This window comes from Okeania sp. SIO2F4, assembly GCF_010672385.1.
Taxonomy (GTDB): Bacteria; Cyanobacteriota; Cyanobacteriia; order Cyanobacteriales; family Microcoleaceae; genus Trichodesmium.
On record NZ_JAAHGT010000842.1, the window covers coordinates 1 to 4311 of the forward strand.

Annotated in this window: 3 protein-coding genes and 1 pseudogene; all 4 read left to right on the top strand. The window is 35.5% G+C overall.

Annotated features, from left to right (window positions below; genetic code table 11):
- Positions 1 to 459 precede the first annotated feature (459 nt).
- On the top strand, positions 460 to 867 hold the full coding sequence (locus F6K22_RS33640) for a (2Fe-2S) ferredoxin domain-containing protein (RefSeq protein ID WP_293108394.1): 408 nt from the start codon (positions 460 to 462) through the stop codon (positions 865 to 867).
- 528 nt (positions 868 to 1395) lie between these two features.
- On the top strand, positions 1396 to 2043 hold the full coding sequence (locus F6K22_RS33645) for a response regulator transcription factor (RefSeq protein ID WP_293108389.1): 648 nt from the start codon (positions 1396 to 1398) through the stop codon (positions 2041 to 2043).
- A 506-nt stretch (positions 2044 to 2549) separates the two neighbouring features.
- Positions 2550 to 3065, top strand: a complete 516-nt coding sequence (locus F6K22_RS33650; protein ID WP_293108391.1) for a LabA-like NYN domain-containing protein — start codon at positions 2550 to 2552, stop codon at positions 3063 to 3065.
- Between the two features lie 814 nt (positions 3066 to 3879).
- Positions 3880 to 4311, top strand: a pseudogene (locus F6K22_RS33655) (2-isopropylmalate synthase); the annotation flags it as partial.

A 4311-nucleotide genomic window follows, 5' to 3' on the forward strand; every position in this document is an offset into this window, starting at 1 on the left:
TAAAAGTCAAAATATAAGGGTCAAAAGTTTATAGTAGTACATTTTTTAGTTAGGACAATAAACTTGGGTTAAGAGCCACAGAGAGACGTCCTAATATTAATGGGTAACCTTATAGTATAGCGTTTCTCAAGTTACTGAGGTAAAGTTGTTTTTCTTCTTTTCTATTTTTCTACTCCCTGTTTCTCGAATTATTACTCTTTACTCCCTAAAACAAAAATCAATCTCAGAAGACAATAAACTAAAATTATGGGAGTAAAACTTTTAATATTTGGGAAATGTAAGTCATTTGCCATTCTCAATCAGACATTTAACCCACCAGGGAATATTTTTACTAAAATAGTAGAACCAGATTCAAGGTGTATCATATTGATGACAGATAATATATTTAACAACACTGAAAAAGCTAATGGGACTGACGTTCAGGTAGCCGAATCCCAAGAAGATTTTCAACAGAGGAATATTGACTCAGATATTTGTCAAGAGTCCCTAGGCAGTTGTGTCCAGTCTCTAGGACTGAGTAAAATTCAGAGACATATTCTTATTTGTGCTGACCAAACTAAACCTAAATGTTGCTCAAAAGAGCTTGGTTTAGAAGCATGGAATTATCTCAAAAAACGTCTGAAAGAATTAAAACTTGATGAGCCTAGCCCTACTATGCCAGGTTGTATATTTCGTACTAAAGCTAACTGTTTACGAGTTTGTTGTCAAGGTCCAATTCTAGTTATTTATCCTGAAGGAGTATGGTACCACTCTGCAACTCCTCCTGTAATTGAAAGAATTATTCAAGAACATCTCATCGGTTCTCAAGTGGTAGAAGAGTACGTTTTTCTGACTCATCCTTTGCCAGAATCAAGGATTATTTCATAAGACCCCACCCTTAAGGGTGGGGTTGAAAATTTAGTTAATTCATAGGCCCATACTAGGCAATCATGGACAAATTACTTGCTGCTCGACTCAAAAGCTCAAAGTTCACAATCGGTAACTAACTGTTATCAATTCACCATATATCCTAACTTAATTAACTTAATAAGTAAGTAAAATTAACCATAGTTTCTTATACTATTAGTAGGGAATACTCTTGAATTCTCATATATTATTATCAAAAGTAGTGGTAATTATTTTCCATCACTACAAAACTATTATCTAGCTATATCTACCTAAATTATAGGACTATTGATTCAGTATAAAATCTATAATCTATAACTATAATAGATAGGGGATCAACTCCCTTTGAGGATTAGATACAGTCCAAGCCTTCTAGGTAAGGATATATATCATTAATTGAAAGGAAAGTGTCAAAGCTGCCCTACTTCCTCAGTCTCGTAATGAAAGACGTGGGTTCACCCGTCTGTAAAGTTAATGTTTGCAGGAATCAAATAAAGTGAGTTCTTCATTATGAAGGAAATGAATACTACAGACCAAGGACGTTTAATGTTGGTTGATGATGACCCTAATTTAATATTATTGGTCAAGGATTATTTAGAATTTCGTGGATACCAGGTAATGACAGCAGAAAATGGCCGAGAAGCCCTAGAACTGCTAGAAGAACAAATTCCTGACTTGATTATATGTGATGTGATGATGCCAGAAATGGATGGTTATACCCTGGTGCAGCATATCAGAGAAAATTCAGCTACAGAATGGGTTCCAGTTCTATTTTTATCTGCCAAGGGTCAAAGTCAGGATCGAGTTAAAGGTCTAAATACTGGAGCTGATGTCTACATTGTCAAGCCATTTGAACCAGAAGAACTTGTGGCTCAAGTAGAATCTTCTCTGAAGCAAGCTTCTCGCCTAATTAAACATCAAAATTCCGGTGTCAGCAGTGGGCCAACAATTAAGGTGCGCCGAAACGTAGAGTTAACTCCCACAGAGTTAAAGGTAGTCCAATTGGTAGCCAAGGGAATGGCTAATCGTGACATTGCACAAATTATGGAAGTTAGTCAAAGAACGATTGAGAGTCATGTGAGCAATATGCTTGGTAAAACGGGTCTGCATAATCGGACAGAGTTAGCTCGTTGGGCTATTGAAAGTAAGAAAGCTTAGATATAACTCTCCAATAATTGATCAGGGTGTAAGTTTTTATCTGTGTAATTTTTTTACTGAAGGGCTGTAATTTTATACTGCCCAAAATTTTCTATATTCATAATTTTGCATACATAGCTTTTATTAAGTCAATTATTTTTGATTTGGCTAAATTTTAGATATTAGATTAATCAAATATTAACTTATGGCCTTGATTAAAAATTAAGGTCTTGTATGGAAATGTAGCAGGGTATCAATAAATTTAACAGGCATGAAAAAAATATATTTTGATAAAAAAAAGCCTGAAATCTAGAAGACTGAACTGCTAAGTTCATTAAAATTATGGGTAGAGAAAAATATTATCGGTTTATAATATTAAGGGTAATTTTTGGCAGTTTAAATATGAAATATGCAAGGAATAATGTAAGTTTTTAGAGACTAAACAGACTTACATTAATGATAAAAATATTGCTATAGCAATGGATTTAGCCTGAATTATCTAAAACTAATATTAAACTTAAGTTTCTATGAAAAATTCCATGAACCGTCTCTCTATATTTGTTGACGGGAACAATATGTTCTATGCCCAACAAAAAAATGGTTGGTTTTTTGACCCGAGAAGAGTATTAGAATACTTCAACAGACCAGAAGTAAAATTAATAAATGCTTTTTGGTATACAGGTTTAAAAGACCCTCAAGATCAAAGAGGATTCCGAGATGCTTTAATTAGTTTGGGTTATACAGTACGCACTAAAATTTTGAAAGAATATTATGATGATGTTTCAGGTCGCTATTCTCAAAAAGCTAACTTAGATATTGAAATTGTTGTAGATATGTTTAATACGGTAGACCAATATGATGAAGTAGTGTTGTTTAGTGGAGATGGTGATTTTGAAAGAGCTATTGAGTTATTGCGCTCTAAAAATACTCATATTACAGTTGTATCAACAGAAGGAATGATTGCTAGGGAATTGCGAAATGTTACAGACCAATATGTAGACTTAAATAATATTCGTGACCAAATAGAAAAAGCAGAATATTAGAAAGAGGGAGTAGGAGAAAAACTGAATTTTCTTTATAGTTATTGTTCAATCTATTAATACTAATTCTGACTTCTAAGGGAGTAGGGAGTAGGGAGTAGCGAGTAGGAGAAAAACTGAATTTTCTTTATAGTTATTGTTCAATCTATTAATACTAATTCTGACCTCTAAGGGAGTAGGGAGTAGGGAGTAGCGAGTAGGAGAAAAACTGAATTTTCTTTATAGTTATTGTTCAATCTATTAATACTAATTCTGACTTCTATTGGCAAGTTTGCTAATAGCTGATAACTAATATCAAGTCTCATTAAATTAGCTATAATAAAAATTTTATTCTATTGATAGAGAATATTTGTCAAATTTCCCCTTTTTCCCTATTCCCTATTCCTTACCGAAAAATTTGGTTTAAAGCCTCTCTATTCATGGAGAAAAAGCGGTCGAGGGATGGCGAGGTCTCCTCGCTGGCCTCCAATCGACCAAGAGAGCGGTCGGAAAGCGGAGCATTCCGTAAGGATGGGATGGCGAGGTTTCCCTCTGAATGCAGAGCGGGTCTCCGTTCCCTCCGGGACGCTACGCGTTTCTGTCGCTCCGCGAAACGCGGAGCGACATGAAAAACGCGCGTTGTGCGGAGCGCTAAACGCCATATTCAATCTCCCCTCGAGAAGAAAAAAAATTCCTTTTAGGCAATCCTCAATGTTATAAGAAGAGGTAATAATTAATTATTAATTATTAATTCTTGAATCCCTACTCCCTGCTCCCGGAATTTAAGATATAAGAAAAGCTATAGGCTAATTCCTCTAAACTACAAGGAAAAAAAATAATGACCAACACTCAAGACCGAATTATTATTTTTGATACTACCCTCCGGGATGGAGAACAATCTCCTGGTGCAGCTCTCAATATAGATGAAAAATTAACCATCGCTCGACAACTATCTCGCCTGGGAGTAGATGTGATTGAAGCAGGTTTCCCCTATGCTAGTCCAGGAGATTTTGAGGCAGTACAAAAAATTGCTGAGACAGTAGGTGTAGAGGGAGGCCCAACTATCTGCGGTTTGGCAAGAACAACCCGTGCAGATATTGAAGCAGCAGGTAAAGCACTCAAACCAGCAGCTAAAGCGCGTATTCATACTTTTATCGCTACCTCTGACATTCACTTAGCTTACAAACTTAAGAAAACTAGAGCAGAAGTATTAGAGATTGCTCCAGAAATGGTTGCCTATGCTAAAACTTTTGTGGATGATGTAGATTAG

What these genes read in the sequence shown, in the direction of transcription:
- F6K22_RS33645 (WP_293108389.1), top strand. Translation starts at nt 1,396, where the DNA reads ATGAAGGAAATGAATACTACAGACCAAGGACGTTTAATGTTGGTTGAT.
- F6K22_RS33650 (WP_293108391.1), top strand. Translation starts at nt 2,550, where the DNA reads ATGAAAAATTCCATGAACCGTCTCTCTATATTTGTTGACGGGAACAAT.